Raw genomic sequence first — 18807 nt, forward strand, 5'->3', positions numbered from 1 at the left:
AAATCTATAAAGTTAAATTTTCAAATGCATCCATATCTCCTTTTCTATATTCTGTTGGATTTACCCCAATTACTTCCTTAAAAGCTGCTGCAAATTTACTTTGGTTTTCATATCCAACTGTTGCTGATATATTCATAACAGTTTCATCAGTTTTTCTAAGCAAAGATGCAGCATACTCTATTCGATAGTCCTTTATATATTTTGCAATACTTTTACCATAAATAGCCTTAAAACAATTGCTAAGCCCTGATTGACTTATATTATATTTTTCTGATAACTGTTTAAGTGTAAGATTGTTTGATGGATTTTTAATAAGCTCATCATGAACATTTTTTACAATTTCAGTTTGTGCTTTTAAATAATATTTATTTTTAGTTTCATTTTCATTGGCACAGTTCTCATTTAAAAGCAAAATAAGTTCTAACACTTTAATCTTTAAATAGCTTTCTATAACTGCTTCTGGCAAATCGGGTAAACTAAATAAATCAAGAAAAATTCTTTCTATCTTCCCCCCTACCCAATTAATGCAGTTTCCAACCTTTACAAAATATTTTTCTGAAGAAAACAACCTCTTCTGAAAAGTCTTTATGTCAATCATGGCCCCTTTTAAAATTTCGGGTAAACACTTAGAAATTTCATCAATATAAATGTATATGGAAATTCCCTTATACTCTGCCATTGGAAAAGTATTAACTGGAGGATACTTTCCCATAAGCCCTGCATACAAATCGCCACTTCCCATATATACACATACACCTCCCTCAAATTCACATTGAATACGCCCTTCATGGCAATATCCGATTTCAATCATTTCCCCACTTATTTTTGGCATGACTTGTTCATTTGCGAATAATGATAACTCTTTACACTTAAACTCTTCATAGTTTAGTACAATTCCGGGGAATATTTCATGCATGCAAATACTACCACACCCTGGGATATCTATTCTCTCCAAAGTAATTCACCTCTTATCTTTATAATTTAAAGAATTCAGCTCAGTTAGTCTTAACTAACTATACTGAATTATACTATATTCCATTTTTTTCTTACAAGCCCAAAACATTATATTTAGCTCCAAAACACAATTGAATTTTATAAAAAAAGAAATATTGTACGGCTACTTAAAATAGTTGTACAATATTTCTCAATTCCTTTAAATAAATTTTAAACTTTAATTATTAATATTAGAACACTTGTATTCTAGTATTTTTTTTAAGGCAGTTCCACTGCTCTGATGACATCGTATTAATTCAGCTTCATTTGTATCAGTATTAGATAACACGCATTGTATCATTTTATGAGATACAGTATTTGTGAACAATACAAGTAGGTCAGGCTTTCCAATTTGCTTTTTCAGATTACTTTGCATTTGAGTAAAGACCTTCGCTTTACAATTATAATTCTTACATATTTTTTTGTATTCACAAACCATTCTATCATGGCCACCAATTATAACAATACTCATTTCTCTTCTCCACCTCTCTTATATAACTATAGAATAATATTTTTAAGCGAATTTACTTTTTAGAAATTCACAGATATAATTTCATTTAACTATTATGTTTTATTTGATGATATATATTGCAATTCACAACACACACTTCACAATTCGCAATTACGGCTAAAATTCTTGCAATATTTTTGGAATTGTGATGAAGCATTATTTTTTCAACATATATATTAAAAAATCTTAAAGTTCATATATTTTATAATTACTTAATATTCTATTTACAGTTAGTCTCAACTAACTCAATATTATATTTATATAGTGCCCCTATTTCACAATAACATGCATGATAAAATCATCACAGAAATTCAAAACAATTGCACTACTGGATAATAAAACAGCTTCAGTTAGTCTTAACTAACTAATATCAGTTTAATATATTCTAGTAAGATTGTCCAGTGCATTAATTACTTTTCTCATAAAATTACAGATGATATATATCCTGTGATGCGTATTATATCTTAAGTCCGCTGCCTTTTCTAAAAATACCTGCATATTTTATATTCTCATCACAATGATTTTCATATATGCTATTCTTCCTCTAAATTTGATGTTAAATATGCATTATGATATACTTACTTCATTAAAATTTAAATTTCATTATATAGATTTTATTGAAAGAGGGTCTTTATATGGCTATAAATGAATCAGTCGAAAACTATTTAGAAACAATTTTAATTTTAAGCCAAAAATCACATGCAGTCCGTTCTATTGATGTTGCTACAGAGCTTAATTTTAAAAAATCCAGTGTAAGCGTTGCTATGAAAAATCTTCGCGAAAAAGAATATATATCTATAACAGATGATGGAAATATAGTTCTTACTGACGCGGGTAAAGAAATAGCAAATATGGTCTATGAAAAGCATACTTTTCTTTCTAACTGGTTAAAATCTATTGGTGTAGATGAGAAAATTGCTGTTGAAGATGCATGTAGAATTGAACATGTTATAAGCAATGAGAGTTTTGAGGCTATGAAGAAATATGTAAATAAAAATACTTAAATAATAGATAAGCAAAAAGTGGAGAGCCCTTGCTCCCCACTTTAATAAATTTAAATTGATTTAATTAAAGCTCCACAATCTTTGTTGCAACATTTTTACAAAACTCACTGTCATGCTCTACAAATAATAGTGTTGGTGAATATTCAAGTAACAACTCTTCTATCTGCATACGAGAGATAACATCAATGAAATTAAGGGGTTCATCCCAAATATGCAAGTGAGCTTTTTCACAAAGACTTTTTGCAATCAGTACTTTTTTCTTTTGCCCACCACTAAAGGATGATATATCCTTCTCAAATTGCTCTCTTGAAAAATCTAGCTTTCTCAAAATTGCTTTAAAAAGACTTTCATCAATGCTGTTTTCAAGAGCATAGTTAGTCAAATTTCCCTTAAGATAAGATGTATCCTGTGATACGTATGATATTTTTAGTCCGCTGCCTTTTCTAAAAGTACCTGTATATTTTATATTCTCATCACAAATAAGCTTGATAATGCTTGATTTTCCACTTCCGTTTTTACCTTTAAGTGATATTCTTTCACCTTGTTCAATACTAAAGCTTATATCTTTACAAACCATTGTGTCTCCATAAAATATTGACACATTTTCGAATTCCAAAAGCTTATTTTTATGATAAGCAAGCTGAGAGATCTTCAAGCTGTCTGAGCTTTCAATATTTTTCAAAAGCTTAGATTTTTCTTCAATTGAAGCTTCTCGTCTATTTTCAATTGATTTGGAACGCTTCATCATTTTAGCAGATTTATGACCAACATATCCTTTATCAAGCTTAGAGCCAGAGTTAGTTGTTCCTTTTTTCGATTTTTCCACTTCATTTGACCAACCACTGGTTCGCTTAGCAGATTCCGATAAACGATTAATGTCTTTCCTAAGTTTTTCATTTTCTGCTAGTTCATATCCATCCTGTCTCTTTTTATTTTCCCACCAACTTGAGAAATCACCTTTCTGTATTTCTATATTGGTCTTATTTATTGAGAGAATATGATCAATACAATTGTCTAGAAAGGCCCTATCATGTGAAATTAAAATAAATCCTTTCTTTTTTCTTAAATAATTACTAAGTTTTTTTCTAGCTTCAGCATCCAGATGATTTGTAGGTTCATCAATAAGTAGAAATGAATTTTCCTTCAAAAACATAGCTGCTAACAATGCCTTGGTCTGTTCTCCTTTTGATAGAGTGTTAAATTGTCTATATAGAACATCGCCATCTATATCTAGCATCGATAGTTCTTTCATTATTTCCCAATCCATTGAATTTGGGCTAATTTCCTTTATAATATCTATTGTAAAATTTTCTTGTTCTTCTACCTCATATGGAAAGTATTCAAAATTAACATTGGTTGATATATTTCCAGTATATTCGTATTTTCCAAGTAAAAGATTAAAAAAAGTAGTCTTTCCTCGTCCATTCCTTCCCGTAAATCCCAATTTCCAATCAGTATCAATCTGGAAACTAACATTTTCAAAAATAGTATCGTAATTACCATCATAAGAGAAGGTAAGGTTTGTAACATTTATTAAAGACATGCATTTGTCCTCCTTTGAAATTAGTTTATTATTAATCTAAAATAACAAAGTCGGAAAATTAGGCGACTGCTTCTACTTCATATAAATATAAACGTCGCTTGAAGTATCCGGCTTTATATGAAGATTGTCATGTGTTAGGTTTGTATCTTTATTTTCCATGATACTTTTCACCTCCTCGCATCGTAGTTTAGAAAAAAATAAGAGCTGCAAGAAATTATTATCCTTACAGCTCATAAATACACATAGTTTAGCTAATTTATATAGCATAACATAAAAATATATATTAAGAGAAAATAGAATAACTTTCTTGCATATGTACAACAAAATAAACAGAGTCCACTCGTTCACTCCTCTATTATATTGCACTTTAAAAATTAGCAAGAAAATTTAATCATCATTTCACCTCAAATTTCAAATTTAATGATATTGTACCACCATAAATAAAAAAAATCAATATAAGATATTCCTATATATTTTTTATAAGTTCAAGGACTTCTCAAAAATACAAAGTAAATTTCTTGTTCTATTATCGCTTTAAATTAACTGATTTTTGGAAAGTAGCTTTTTAGGGATTAACCACTCAAGAACCCTCACATTATAAAAACCTCTATAGCAAAAATTCATTACTATAAACTTTAAAATGTAGCAACTATTTTATCATTTTTCTCACCTGTTTTTATATATATATGTTGCAATTCACAATCCACATTTCACAATTCACAATTCACAATTCACAATTACATCTATAATTCTTGTGATATTTTTAGAATTATGATGAAGAATTATTTTTGCAATATACATATTTTTTAATATTTTCAGACTATAGAACAAAATCGCAGACCACTTTGGATCTGGAGATTTCTTACATATCAACCTCTGATAGGCGAATACATTTTCTTTTTTATTCTCCTCTAAAACATGATCTTCTAAATCAGCTTTTTCCATAATTTATACCTACAATGGATACAATGCCACTGATTTAATTGTAATTTCCTGCGAAAATTAAACTATTTTTATTATACTTTTCTGAATACGTCTGCCTTCATGGGCACTTCATAAAGAATCAAAAAAGAGTTACAAGAAAATCTTATAACTCCTAAAATAATCAAAACTATCTTCTATTATTTTGTTGCTTTCTAGCTCTTCTACAATCAGGACATCTAACTGGTTCGTTGTCAAATCCTTTTTCTTTGTAGAATTCTTGTTCTCCAGTTGTGAAAACAAATTCATTTCCACAATCTTTACATACTAAAGTTTTATCTTGCATATTCAATTCCTCCTTCTAAAATTAAAGATTAATATCGATTCATATAATTCTCTAAAAGGAGAAATCCATACTATCTATAAAAAACCTTTTTCTTTTTCTTACAAAATTTATTATAACAGCTTTAATTTTAAATAGCAACCTTTTATTTCATTAATTGCTTATTTTTTTATATTTGTAATTTATGAATGGTTAAATTATAAAAAAAGATTGTAAGATAACTCTTAATATAAACATCAAAACTAGCACTTTAAACATTCATAAATCTACTGTAGTATACACTACATTTTACTTAAAGTATAGTGTTTTTATATGGAAATACAGATATCCAACTTTAAAACTAGATTTATGTGTGGTAAAACCGAAATTAGATACAAATTTGTTCCAGCGGACTAATGAAATTTTCGCTGGATAGTTCTAAGTGGAAGGTTGCCCCCATTTCTGCATGCTCCAAAAGCAAGTTTAGGACAAGCAGAAAATGGAACAACCTTCAACTAAGAACCATCTCACCTCAATTTCAAATGCCGCTTTCACAAACATGTATCTAATTTCTAGTATGATTCACAAATAATAAAGTATAAGTATATCTTTTAAGTTGGATATCTATACCATGAAAAATTTAATTTGTTTTCTTAATATAGCGAATCCTAAATTTTAAATTTCTTCGATACTAATCACTTTTTCTTCACCACTAATCATATCTTTTAGTTTAACTTGTTTGCTTATTACTTCATCTTCACCTATTAATATCACTTTCTGTATCCCTAATTTATTTGCATAGTTAAGTTTTTTCTTTAATTTATCATCTTCAAGATATATTTCTACATATTTTTCTTTATCAATTAATTTTTTATATATCTCAGCGCAATATTCAAGCGTATCACCAATTGGTATTATTAAATATTCCATTGATTTTTCTACCTTGTAGCTATTAAGAAATCCTATTTCTTTTAATACAAAAAATAATCTCGTAATACCGATGGATATACCTACTCCAGGTAATACTTTATCTGTGTAGTTTTGTGCTAAGTTATCATATCTTCCACCTGAACATATAGAGCCATATTTTTCATTCTCCATTAAAAATGTTTCAAATACTGTCCCTGTATAATAATCAAGTCCTCTTATTATTTTTAAGTTAATTGCATATTCATTATCTTCTACACCAAAAAGCCTAAGCATTTTTTTAACTGATTCAAGTTCTTCCAAACCTTTTTGAAACTCCTCTGAATTGAAATTTAACTTCTTTAGTTGTTCTAATATACTTTCATTGCTTCCATCTAAATTTATGATTTTATTAATAACATCTGCCTTTTCCACTCCAATTAATTCATTTAATGATTTCTTAAACTCCTCATCTCCTATTTTGTCGTATTTATCAATTAATATTAGAACTTCAGTTACATTACCAATCCCTAAACTATTTAAAATAGCTGATAATATCTTTCTATTGCTTATTTGAAATTTATATTTTTTTAAACCGATAGCCTTAAATCCTTTAGAAACCATACTGATTACAAATGCATCATTATTAATACTGAGCTTGTTATTACCTATAATATCAATATCACACTGATAAAATTCTCTGTATCTTCCTCTCTGGTTTCTTTCGCCTCTATATACCTTTCCAATTTGATATCTTTTAAATGGGAATGTTAGTTCATTAAAATACTGTGATGAATATCTTGCAAACGGCACTGTCAAATCAAATCTCAAAGATAAATCATTACTTCCCTTGTTGAATCTATAAACTTGTTTTTCTGTCTCTCCTGCACTTTTAGCTAATAATACCTCAGACTTTTCAATAACTGGAGTATCAATTTCCAGAAATCCATTTTCTTCATATACTTTAGTTATTTTTCTTACTATGTCTTTAAATATTTGTTGCTCCTTAGGCAATAGCTCCATAAATCCTGGTAATATACTTGGTTGTATTTTATTGTTCTTCATAATCTTAATCTCCTTTTAAATATTAATTTTTATATTTGACAAATAAATTGTTTTATATTTTGCTTTAAATGACAAAAAGCCATGCAGGCATATATCCTGCATGGCTTAACAAATTATTACTGACATTTAATTTATCATCACCAGCAGATACAAGCCTACGAATTATAGACTTGTATCTGCCGCTTTAACAGACCAAGTCTTACTGGTGATGATGTATGAAATTTATTTTTTTCATATTAAATGCTTTCATAATATTTTCTCCTAAATTTTAATTTCTATCATTATACAATATGCTAATCTTATTTTCAATAGTAATTTTACCGTTTCCAACTGGTTTTTAATACTATAATAATCATTCAAAGTGATAAACTTCCTGTCATAAACTAAAGAAATCAAGACAAAATATATTTGTTAGGTAAATTAAGTTTATCTAAATTTTACTAGTTTATAAAAAGTGAAAGGGGAACATAAATTATGGTTAGAAATGCATACGACGTTAAAGGTCTAAAAATACTAAATTCAGATGATTCAGTGCAAAATTCTGTTAGTAGCGTTTACTCTGGCAGTGCTAAAAAGTCTGCTTCTAAAAAAGGCAATATGACAAGTTCTTCAGATTCATCAGATAGTTCAAAGTAAAACTAATTGTATTAAAGTGCAAGCATATAGATAATTCAACTAAGACCCGAACTTATGCAATAATCCACCGAAAGTAAAAACATTGTTATTTCACAGGACTATGAAAATTTCGCTGAAAGTGCTAAATTGCAGGTTGCACCACTAATGCTTGCTCCCAACTTCATTGTGACAAGCATTAGTTGAACAACCTGCAATTAAGAGCTTTTAACAGCTCATTTTCAATGCCTGCTGCATAAAAATGTTTCTACTTTCTAGTATTGTATTTATTGCAAAGTATAAGCCAAATTCTTAAATTGGATATCTATATATAGATAAACATCAAACTTTATAACTAGATTTATGTGGTAACTTACCGAAATCATAAATATTTTGATTCCGAAAAGCTATGAAAATATATTTATGATTTCTAGTGAAGATATAAATTTAAAGTTTTATAAACTCTGTGAATTTATTTAATAAGTTGAAATCTTAAGTTGTGTATCTATAATAATTCAAATAAAATTCCACTCCATAAGAATAACCCATATAAGCTTCATTTGGATAATATAACAATTTATCAAATGAAGCTTATATAGTGTTATATATAATGTGAGCTTAATATGCTTACTGAATAAGATTTTGGTCATATAACTCATATTCCGCCTAACTAATTTTTCCTATTTAACCTCAACTATTCACTATATTATTTGACTAAAAATTATTATGATTACGGTATGCAAATAATATTTAATGGGGGGATTGGAATGGATAAAGAGTTGTTATTGGAAAATATTGAAATGGAAGCATATAGCCATGGAAAAGCGACGCTTGTAGCAGGTATGTGTAAGAAACTAGGAGTTATCAACATCTTTGATCAATATTTGACTAAACAAAATGGGAGAAAGCCTGATATAGCTTATGGGATAATGGCTCAAATGATGTTAGCAAATCTTTGTCATTCAAGACGACCATTATATCTTATGGATGAGTATTTTGAACATATTGATATTGAAGGGACATTTAACAGCGATGCGAAGCCTCATAATCTTACAGATGATAGATTTGGCTGTTTTCTTGATAATTTTCATGAAGCTGGTCCAAGAAAAATTTTTTCTGAAATAAGTATGACTGCTTTCGCTACGTATGGATTGAGTATAAAGAATATTAATTACGATACTACCTCAAAGGTAATGTGGGGCCAGTATGAAACAGAAGAAGGTAAAATAGATGAAATATCAATTGATTATGGATATAGTAAAGATAAAAGAAATGATAAGAAACAAATAAAAATTGGAATTGGAACAGCTAACGGTATAGTTGTAGACGCAAAAGTTCTTTCGGGTAATACAGATGATAAAACTTATAATAATGACGCTATAGATGATGTTGATGAAATTTTAAAAAAATCCAAAACTAGTAAAGATTCATTCTACTATGTTGCAGATAGTGCATTTTTTACAGAAGAAAATATTAATAAAGCAAATGGTAGAGATATAAAATTTATAACAAGAGCTCCTGAAACAACAAATATGTCTAAAATCTATATTGGTAAATTTTTTAGTGAAAGACAGTTAACAAAAGATGTTATTTTTGAAAATGCCCAAGGTAAAAAAGTTAAATATCAAGTATTAGATTATAAATCAGAATATAAGGGGATTCCAGTTAAACTGGCAGTCTGTTATTCCTTCACTCTTGAAGAAACCAAAAGGAAAACTATTTCTAGGCATGCAGAAAAAGAATATGCCGAATTAGAGAAAAAAATCAAAGTATTTTCCAAGCGTAGCTTCGCGTGCGAAGCAGATTCACAAAAAGAAATAGAAGAGTTTTTAAAGACTAAAGGGAAAAAATTAAAATACCATTCTGTTAATTTGAATATTGAAATGAATGAAAAACGTAAGCGTAAAAAAGCTGATAATAAGGATTCACAAAAGGAATATGAATATACTATTAATTTAGAAATTAACCGTGAAGATTCAAAAATTGAAGCAGCAATTGAAAGAGAGTGTACTTTCATCTTAGCAAGTAATGATTCTGATATTTCATGTGAAGAAATGCTGAAAGAATACAAAACTCAAAGCAGCGTAGAGAAAAAGTTTCAGCAGCTAAAAGCACCAGAGTTTATAGATGACCTTTTTGTAAAAACTCCCAAAAGAGTTGAAGCCTTAACATACATGATACTTATTGGTTTAATGATTTTATCAGTAATGGAACATGTAGTCAGACGTGAGATGAAGAAAGATAATACGATTATACTTGGACCTGGAAAAATAAAAATGTCCAAGCCGAGTTTAAAAGCTATAATGGGTATCTTTGAGTATGTGCCTATACAAGTAATTAAAGTTAATAACAATTGTATAAGAAAGTTTCAAAAACCACTAAAAGATAATCAACGGCAGATATTGAATTATTTAGGTTTGGATGAAAGTATTTTTGTTGGACATGCTATTTAACAAGTATATATTTCAAAAAATTTAATAATGATTCCATTAGGGATAGTTTAGAAATTTACTATGGAATAATTCACATATAGATATATATTATTCCAAACTTTAAATAAAGAAAAGATATTTCACTGAAATGCATAGCATTCAGCGAAATATGAGATATAATAAAACAACTTATAAGATCTCACTTTCAAATTTAGAATAATTGGCAACCATATGATAATATTTACTTCATGTAGAATTTTAAAATAAGTTATACTTATGTACATACTGGAAAAAGCAGTTTAACATGTCATCTCATGCTGACACACTAAACTGCTGTTATAAAATAAAAATCTATATAGTTTTATTTTTCAATTAAACTGTCTTCTGTTTCTTATCAAAAAAACTCTAATCTATAATTGTATACATAAGCTTTTTAAGCTCACCATTATCTCTGCCATTTCTTTGAGCATAATCATCAAACTGATCCTGATTTATTTTATTAATGTCAAAGTATTTAGCATCTTTATTTCCAAAGTAAAGACCACAGGTACTTGCAGTTGGTGACATCATATAGCTTTCAGTAAGTTTTACATTAAGCTCTCCTTCTTTATCGAGTAAGTTAAATAATTTAACTTTTTCTGAATGATCTCTAAGTGAAGGATAACCAATTGCAGGTCTTATTCCTCTATATTTACCTTTAAATATTTCTTCAATGGATAAATTCTCATCTGGCGAATATGCCCAATATTCTTTTCTCACTTTTTCATGAACATATTCTGCAAAAGCTTCTGCAAGTCTATCTGCAAGTAAAATAACCATTGTTGCACCATAATCATCACCAGAGGCTTTAAGCTTATCTGCGTATTCTTTTGCACCTATTCCTCCTGTTGTTATGAATGCACCTATATAATCCTTTATCCCAGTATCTTTAGGAGCTATGAAATCGGATAAACACATATATGTATTATCTTTTTTCTCTTCTTGCTGTCTTAAAAGATTAAAGTTAATCACTTCAGAATCGTTATAAACTTCAATATTATCCCCTACAGAATTAGCTTCGAAGAGACCAAAGGCTGCATTTGCTTTTAAAATATTTTCACTTTCCATTTTATCAAGCATTTTCTCAGCATCAGCTAATAACTTTTTAGCTTCCTCACCGTATTTTGCATCTTCAAGGATTTGTGGATATGTCATTCCCATATCCCAAGCAATGAAGAAAAAGCTCCAATCTATATATTTTCTTAATTTTCCTATAGGGAAATCAATAAATTTCTTTATCCCTAACATTTTAGGTTTAGCTATTTCTTCTTTATCCCATTCTTTCTTGAAATTATTTTCCCTTGCATAATCTAAAGTGACAAATTTTCTAGGTACTTTGTTAAATGTTTCTCTTAAAGTTTCATATTCTGATTCTATCTTATTAAGATATTCAGCTTTTTTATCCTTATTTAAAAGAAGTTTAGCAGCTTCAACGGCTTTTGATGCATCAGTTGTATGAATTACTCCACCAGAATACTTGGGTGCAATTTTAATTGCTGTATGGGCCTTTGATGTTGTAGCTCCACCTACCATTAGTGGAATTTTAAAGCCTTGCTTTTCCATCTCTTCTGCCACATTTGACATTTCTTCTAAAGACGGTGTTATAAGGCCACTTAAAGCGATAATATCTGCATTTTCTTTTTTAGCTGTTTCTAAAATAACTTCTGTAGGAACCATTACTCCAAGATCAATAACTTCAAAGTTATTACATGAAAGAACTACTGAAACAATATTTTTACCTATATCATGGACATCACCTTTTACAGTAGCAAAAACTACTTTTCCAGCGCTAATGCTTCCACTGCTGCTTTTCTCTTCTTCAAGATATGGCATCAAGACTTCAACAGCTTTTTTCATTACTCTTGCGCTTTTAACAACTTGAGGTAAAAACATCTTACCATCACCAAAAAGCTTACCAACTTCATTCATTCCATCCATAAGAGGTCCTTCTATTACTTCTAAGGATTTACTATATTCTGTTCTTACTTCTTCTACATCTTCTTTAATATATTTATCTATACCTTTTACAAGGGCAGTCTTTAATCTCTCTTTGACATTTTCATCTCTCCAAGCTTCCTTATTTTCTTCAGCTTTATTATCTACTTTATTATAGGTTGCTGCGAATTCTAAAAGCTCATCTGCTGCATTTTCACTTTTATTGAAAATAACTGCTTCAACTTTTTCAAGTAAAGCTTTATCAATTTCATCATAAATTTGTATCATTCCAGGGTTTACTATCCCCATATCCATACCATTCTTTATGGAATGATATAAAAATACTGAATGCATAGCTTCTCTTATTACATTATTACCTCTAAATGCAAATGAAAGATTACTTACACCACCGCTTACTTTTGCATAAGGTAAATTCTCTTTTATCCATTTAGTTGCATTAATAAAGTCTACAGCATAATTATTATGCTCTTCTATTCCTGTAGCAATTGTTAAGATATTTGGGTCAAATACTATATTTTCCGGAGAGAAATTAACTTCATTTACTAAAATATCATAAGCTCTTTTACAAATACTTATCTTCTTTTCATAGGAATCTGCCTGCCCGTTTTCATCAAAAGCCATAACTACAACAGCTGCTCCAAAATCTTTTATAATGGACGCCTGTCTCTTAAATTCTTCTTCCCCTACCTTAAGACTTATGGAATTTACTATTGGCTTTCCTTGAATAGCTTTAAGTCCAGTTACAAGAACCTCAAACTTAGAAGAATCTATCATTACTGGAACCTTTGAAATTTCAGGCTCACTTGCTAAAAGCTTTAAGAATTTATCCATCTCTTCTTTTGCATCTAAGAGAGCATCATCGAAGTTAATATCAACTATTTGTGCTCCATTTTCAACTTGATCTTTAGCTATAGATAAAGCTTCTTCATAATTCTTTTCTCTAATTAATCTTGCAAATTTTGCTGAACCTGCAACGTTTGTTCTTTCACCAATATTAATAAAGTTATTTTCCTTATTTGCTCTAAGAGCTTCTAAACCACAATATACAGTTTCAGTTTCAATGTCTGGTATCTTTCTAGGTGGAATATCTTTTATAGCTTCACTTACTGCTTTTATATGATCTGGTGTTGTACCACAACATCCACCTACAATATTAAGACATCCATCCTCAGCTAAACTTTTTATTAAAGCTGCAGTTTCTTCTGGCTTTTCATCATATTCCCCAAAAGAATTTGGAAGTCCTGCATTAGGGTAAACACTTATGTATCTATTTTGACTTCTTGAAAGATATTTTACAAATGGTATCAAATCTTTTGCTCCAAAAGAACAATTAAGTCCTATTGCAATTATGCTTTCATCTACCATAGTATTTGCAAAAGCTTCTAAAGTCTGACCTGAAAGAATTCTTCCACTTTTATCCGCAATAGTACCAGATATTATTACAGGTAAGTCCTTGCCTTTTTCTAAAAAAGCAGACTTTGCTCCCATAAGTGCTGCTCTTGCATTTAATGCATCAAAAATTGTTTCTATAAGAATTAAATCTACTCCTCCATCTATAAGGCCTAAAACTTGTTCTTTATAAGCTTCAACTAATTCATCAAAACTTATATTTCTATAACCTGGATTTTCAACATCAGGTGATAAAGATGCCGTTTTATTTGTAGGCCCAAGTGATCCTGCTACAAAACGCGGTTTATCTGGATTTTCTCCTGTAAATTTATCTGCAGCAGCTCTAGCAAGCTTTGCACCTTCAAAATTAAGTTCATATATTTTATCTTCCATTTCGTAGTCTTTTTGAGAGATACTCGTACTATTAAATGTGTTAGTTTCAATTATATCTGCACCAGACTCCAAATAGGCTTCATGAATTTCTCTTATTATATTAGGATTAGTGAGATTTAAGATGTCATTATTTCCCTTTTGATTACAAGAGATATTTAAATTCCCCCTATAATCTTTTTCCTCTAATTTATAATTTTGAATACAAGTCCCCATAGCCCCATCTAGTACTAGTATTCTTTTTTCTAATAGCTCTTTAATTTGTAAATTCATCAAGTTTCCTCCCCAAATTGTTTTATATAAATAGTCTAATAGGTTTTTATTAGTATCAAAAAATTTATGTAATTCTCTTTTATCCTTAAGTAATCCCTAAAATACACACTAATAAAAATAAACCTATATTTTCTTATATCAATTTTAAATGATTTACCATAAAGAGTCCAATTATTTTAATATTTTATTAAAATAAAATAAATATTATCTATGGTAATCCTAAATGCTTTATCTTAAAAAAATGAAGGTGCCTCTTCTATAAGGCTAAGAGGCACCTTCAAAAATATGTTTCCAATTCACAATTCACAATGCACATTTCACAATTCTCAATTACGGCTAAAATTCTTGCGATATTTTCGAATTATGATGAAGAATTATTTTCACAAAAAATATATAATCTACTATTTAATTTTTATTGTGAATTTTTCATCACCATAAACTTCAATAGATTTTGATTTGTCTACAGTCTTAACAGAATAATCTCCATCTTTAATTTCTTTATCGCAAGTAATTGTATACTCATCAGTATCTCCATTATAAGTAGTAGCTTCTTTTTGTTCTTCAAAATTATAATCATCACTAAATGAAATTATATTTTCACCAGTTTTATTATCTACTATTTCAATCGGGGCTGCATTAACTCCATATCTTGATTTATAATAAATCTTTGTTTTTCCATCTTCAGTATTCACTTTAGTAATAGTAATATATTCTTTTCCATCACTGGAATATAACTTTGTTTCTCCTTTTAAATTTAGTTTTTCAGTAATATTATTCTCAGTTTCATGGCTATCATTATTTTTATATTTCCACGGTATAAATGTCAGGTAATCAGTATCATCATAAATTTCTTTAAAACCATTACTGAAATACATTATATAATTTCCATCTTTATCTTTATCACCTACTGCTTCTTCTGACTTGTTTGTAATATATCTTCCTTTATTATCAAATACAGCAAAAGATAATCTATCAGCATTTTCTTCATCATCCATACGTGTTCCTTGTATCACTGTATTTAGTGGTGTTGTAATAATTTTGTTTATATGATATCCACTAACTATATTGCTTAAATCTATATCACACTCCTTTTCATTCACTTTCCCATTAACCTTTTCACTACTTACAGGAATATTAAAGTTCCAAGTTCCTTTAATAGGATTCTCTAGTCCTATTTCATCTATATCTAGATTTAATACAAATTTATCTGGTATATCTACATATCCACCCAAGAAATGTTCATTTTGGAACTCCTTAGGCATTGAATTATGCTTTGACACATTGTACTCTATAGAACCCACAAAGGTTTTATTATCATTCATAAGCTTTCCAGTTCCACCTGCACTAAAAGTAGTTTCTTTGCCATTTATTCTTAGTTTTGCTCCTGGAAATCTTGGAGTATCTTGTATTTCCTTTTCACTTTCAATAGTATAGAATATTGATAATTGAACTTCATCGTAAACCACTTTATCAATAGTCATCTTTAAGCCGCTACTTTCCTTAGTTATGTTTAAATCAGAAGCATATTCATCATAATTTTCATAAGTTTTGTTGGTAAACATTTTAAATATATTCCCTATGATAGGAATATTGCTTGCATATGTTGGCATGGCCATTCCAAGTAATAGTGTTACCCCTATACAACTTACCAATATGCAGCAAGCTTTCTTTATAGTAAATCTTTTCTTATTTATTTTGTTAAGTGTACTATCAATCTTTTGATTAATATCATTTGGTACACAGTTAATTTCATCCTTTAGCTTTTTTCTTATTTTATCATCAAATAAATCATCATTTAATTCTATCATATCTCCACCTCACCAATTATTTCTCTAAGTTTTGTTCTTGCCCTTGTGAGTCTAGACCTAATTGTTCCATCTGAAATTTTCAGCAATTTTGCAATATCTTTAGTACTCATATCCTCAAAATAAAATAGTACTGTTGTCACTCTTAACTCTTCACTTAATGAATTTATTGCTTTTGTTAGATCAATGTTTTCATAACTATCATTATAGATCTCTGTATCGCTGTTTTCAGATAAATAAGTAACTTTCTTACCTTTTCTTAATATTTGAGTACATTCATTAATTAAAATTTTAATCAACCAAGTTCTAAAGTACTCATCTTGTTTTAGAGAATTTATCTTTTGAAATGATTTTATTATTGTATTTTGAATGGCATCTTCAATATCTTCTTTATCCTTTAAAATGCCTCTTGCTACTCTGTAAATATTCAATCTATTTTCATCTATAAGAGCTAAAAAAGCTTCTTTATCGCCTTTCTTCGCTTTAGATACTGTTGACTTTTTCCTATAATCAAAAAATGATATCAACTCCATCTTTTTCCTCCTTAATTTATACTACCTAGCTAAGTATTACAATTATTAGATGGGGCAGAAAACAAAAATGTTCCCGTGAATTTTAAAAAACCAATAAATCTTTTCCATAATACTCTATTACTCTTCCATTCCTGTAACTTTTCCATAAATTCTAATAATATGATACTACATTTTTACATTGTAAATAGTAAGAAATTTTTACATAAAAAATAGCCATTCTATACGAACGACTATTTTTTTAAATATTTTTAATGTTATTCTGTTTTATTATTTAGCTTGCTTCAAAACATAGTACCAAGGAGTTGCTCCTCTTTCTATATAATCACCATTTTTCCATTCAAAGAACATATACTTTGAACCGTTTATTTCTTTTATTATATATTTAGAAGCAGTTTTATCACTAGTATTTAAAACTAAGTCCTTTGTCCAAGTTATATTTTTATTCTGTATTTTACCATTTTCATCAAAGATTAAATTATTTAAATACAAATCTCCATTCCATGATTTTTTCTCAGGATTAAAGTTATTTATATCCTCCACAAAGTCAACGCTATCCCATTTTCCAATTACTTCAGGATCATTAATAAAAGGGTAGTCAACTTTATCAGCTCTCGTTTCAACTTCATTACCAGACATATTAGTATTGAGTGATGGAGTAGAACTAACTTTTTTCAATACGTAGTAGCAAGGTTTCTCTCCTCTAATTGTATAATCCCCACTCTTCCATTGAAAGAACATATAAGTTGAACCATCAATATCTTTGATTACATAACTACTGTCAGTTTTATCAACATCATTAAGAATGTGATCCTTAGTCCATGTAAATACAGTTCTTGCTACCTTTCCATCCTCTGTAAAGTTTAACTCTTTAACAAATAAATCACCTTTAAATTTCTTATCATTTATATTGAAATCTTCTATGTTTTCAACAAAATCTACACTTTGCCACTCACCTATTATATTAGGATCATTAACAAAAGCATAATCAATTTTATCCACATTTACTGCATTACTTACTCCATTTATATTTGCAGATGCCTTTGCATCAGTAAGTGCAATACCGCTAATTACAAGCAAAGATGCAACTGCCATTGCAGAAAATCTATAGGCCTTTTTATTAAAAACTTTTATCATAACAATTCTCCTTTTTACTTCAGATTTATTATTTACTATGGAAGTTGCCCCAACTAAATGAACTGACTTTGAAAAATGTTCTATCAAATTTATGATTGTAAATCCATATTCCGCAACTTCTTCATCTTCCGTATAAGAAAGTGCAAGTGAATCACAGCATATTTCCATATCCTCTTTCATCTTTCTAAGACCATAATGAATAATTGGATTAAACCAATAAATGGTCTTTAAAAAAATTATTATCCAGTTAATAACTATATCTTTACGTTTAAAGTGAGATAATTCATGAAGAAATACATATCTTAATTTATCAACAGATATTATCTTATGAATATCTGTTGGAATTAGAATCATTGGATTAAAGTAACCCAGCAGCGCTGGTGTCTTTACGCTAGAAGTCTCGACTAGTAGTATATCTCTTTTAATTTTCATTTTATTTTGGCAGTATTTTAAAACATCTAAAAATTCGATGTTACTTTGCATGCACTCGCTACTTATTTTATTTCTCAGTTTTTTATATGCAAATAGAATATATGTGAATATAAACACTACTCCCATAAGCCATACAAGACTGAATGTAGTTAAACTTGATAAACTATACCTATTAATTTCGTTATTGCTAAAATCAATAGCATTTATAGTTCCTAGGATAACATCATGATTAGACATAGAACTAGCTTGGCTGCTCCCCTTTTCTAACATACTTCCAAAATGTACTTCCTTATTAGGAATTAATAACAATATATTTTTTCCTAATTTATTTATAAGATTAAACATGCTTAAAGTGCTCTCAGGAAGCTTAAATATGGTTAAACGTAGTATTACTAAAAACCATAATGCATACTGAAACTTTATACCTATTCTCTCTTTGTAAAATCTTCTAAAAATTAAAATTAAACAAATCAATATGCTGCCAGTAATAGATGTTTGAAATATTATTTTAAATAGCTGATCAAGATAATTAAAAAACTCGTACATA

Annotated in this window: 13 protein-coding genes; 3 read left to right on the forward strand and 10 right to left on the reverse strand. The window is 28.9% G+C overall.

What is annotated here, in order from left to right:
- Positions 1-4: 4 nt before the first annotated feature.
- Positions 5-955: a helix-turn-helix domain-containing protein gene (locus PZA12_RS15690; protein WP_181006007.1), complete on the reverse strand. Its 951-nt coding sequence runs from the start codon at positions 953-955 to the stop codon at positions 5-7.
- Between the two features lie 216 nt (positions 956-1171).
- Positions 1172-1465 carry a DUF2325 domain-containing protein gene (locus PZA12_RS15695; protein WP_077840804.1) on the reverse strand — a complete coding sequence of 98 codons (294 nt, stop codon included), beginning with the start codon at positions 1463-1465 and terminating at the stop codon, positions 1172-1174.
- A gap of 674 nt (positions 1466-2139) precedes the next feature.
- On the opposite strand from PZA12_RS15695, the gene PZA12_RS15700 reads away from it, so the two are divergent.
- Positions 2140-2508 (forward strand): metal-dependent transcriptional regulator, encoded by a 369-nt coding sequence (locus tag PZA12_RS15700; RefSeq protein WP_041897547.1) that lies wholly within the window; start codon positions 2140-2142, stop codon positions 2506-2508.
- Positions 2509-2572: 64 nt separating this feature from the next.
- On the opposite strand, the gene PZA12_RS15705 is transcribed toward PZA12_RS15700, so the two are convergent.
- The 4 genes from PZA12_RS15705 to hisS all read right to left on the reverse strand — a co-directional run bounded on the left by PZA12_RS15705 (position 2573) and on the right by hisS (position 7265).
- Positions 2573-4051 (reverse strand): Lsa family ABC-F type ribosomal protection protein, encoded by a 1479-nt coding sequence (locus PZA12_RS15705; protein ID WP_103698593.1) that lies wholly within the window; start codon positions 4049-4051, stop codon positions 2573-2575.
- A gap of 717 nt (positions 4052-4768) precedes the next feature.
- Complete coding sequence (locus PZA12_RS15710) at positions 4769-4996, reverse strand: hypothetical protein (protein ID WP_103698592.1); 228 nt, start codon at positions 4994-4996, stop codon at positions 4769-4771.
- Between the two features lie 166 nt (positions 4997-5162).
- Positions 5163-5318, reverse strand: a complete 156-nt coding sequence (locus PZA12_RS15715) for a zinc-ribbon domain-containing protein (protein ID WP_008425645.1) — start codon at positions 5316-5318, stop codon at positions 5163-5165.
- Between the two features lie 651 nt (positions 5319-5969).
- Positions 5970-7265 carry a histidine--tRNA ligase gene (gene hisS, locus PZA12_RS15720; RefSeq protein WP_103698591.1) on the reverse strand — a complete coding sequence of 432 codons (1296 nt, stop codon included), beginning with the start codon at positions 7263-7265 and terminating at the stop codon, positions 5970-5972.
- A 474-nt stretch (positions 7266-7739) separates the two neighbouring features.
- Here hisS and PZA12_RS15725 point away from each other — a divergent pair, with 474 nt between their 5' ends.
- On the forward strand, positions 7740-7901 hold the full coding sequence (locus tag PZA12_RS15725) for a hypothetical protein (RefSeq protein ID WP_168981005.1): 162 nt from the start codon (positions 7740-7742) through the stop codon (positions 7899-7901).
- A gap of 743 nt (positions 7902-8644) precedes the next feature.
- Positions 8645-10330: an IS1634 family transposase gene (locus PZA12_RS15730; protein ID WP_181006061.1), complete on the forward strand. Its 1686-nt coding sequence runs from the start codon at positions 8645-8647 to the stop codon at positions 10328-10330.
- A 384-nt stretch (positions 10331-10714) separates the two neighbouring features.
- Here PZA12_RS15730 and metH read toward each other — a convergent pair whose 3' ends face one another.
- From metH to PZA12_RS15750, 4 genes are all read right to left on the reverse strand, one after another.
- Positions 10715-14356, reverse strand: a complete 3642-nt coding sequence (gene metH, locus PZA12_RS15735) for a methionine synthase (RefSeq protein ID WP_206491036.1) — start codon at positions 14354-14356, stop codon at positions 10715-10717.
- Positions 14357-14757: 401 nt separating this feature from the next.
- Positions 14758-16164 (reverse strand): DUF4179 domain-containing protein, encoded by a 1407-nt coding sequence (locus tag PZA12_RS15740; protein WP_103699266.1) that lies wholly within the window; start codon positions 16162-16164, stop codon positions 14758-14760.
- Complete coding sequence (locus tag PZA12_RS15745; protein ID WP_103699265.1) at positions 16161-16694, reverse strand: RNA polymerase sigma factor; 534 nt, start codon at positions 16692-16694, stop codon at positions 16161-16163. The genes PZA12_RS15740 and PZA12_RS15745 overlap by 4 nt, the downstream gene beginning before the upstream one ends.
- Before the next feature lie 267 nt (positions 16695-16961).
- Positions 16962-18806, reverse strand: a complete 1845-nt coding sequence (locus PZA12_RS15750; RefSeq protein ID WP_103699264.1) for a M56 family metallopeptidase — start codon at positions 18804-18806, stop codon at positions 16962-16964.
- Between the last annotated feature and the right edge of the window lies 1 nt (position 18807).

The sequence above is a fragment of the Clostridium beijerinckii genome (assembly GCF_036699995.1).
In the GTDB taxonomy this organism is placed as follows: Bacteria; Bacillota; Clostridia; order Clostridiales; family Clostridiaceae; genus Clostridium; species Clostridium helianthi.